This is a genomic window from Duganella vulcania (assembly GCF_009857655.1).
Classification (GTDB): Bacteria; Pseudomonadota; Gammaproteobacteria; order Burkholderiales; family Burkholderiaceae_D; genus Rugamonas; species Rugamonas vulcania.
This window is the reverse complement of the sequence record NZ_WWCX01000314.1, coordinates 1-349: the sequence shown is the minus strand read 5'-3', so window position 1 is coordinate 349 and position 349 is coordinate 1. Positions and strand designations below refer to the sequence as shown.

At 70.2% G+C, this 349-nt stretch carries 1 protein-coding gene; it reads left to right on the top strand.

What is annotated here, in order from left to right:
• The coding region (locus GTP90_RS36165) for a hypothetical protein (RefSeq protein ID WP_161087976.1) at positions 1–349 on the top strand (349 nt) is incomplete at both ends.

Sequence of the window (349 nt, the reverse complement as noted above, 5' to 3'; positions counted from 1 at the left end):
GCAGCAACCAGCTGGCCGGCCTGACCACCGACCAGGTGGCCGCGCTGTCGACCAACCAGATCGTCGCGCTGACCACCGCCGCCGTGTCCGGCCTGACCACCAACCAGATCGTTGCCCTGACCACCGGCCAGGCCAGCGTGCTGAGCACCGCCCAAGTGGCCGCGCTGACCACCAACGCCATCGCCGCGCTGTCGACCAACGACTTCGCCGCGCTGTCGACCAACGCTGTCGCCTCGCTGAGCGTGAACCAGGTCAAGGCCCTGACCACCGCGCAAGTGGTGGCGCTGAGCACCGGCGAAGCCGCCGCGCTGAGCACCGCGCAAGTGGCCGCGCTGTCGACCAACGCCAT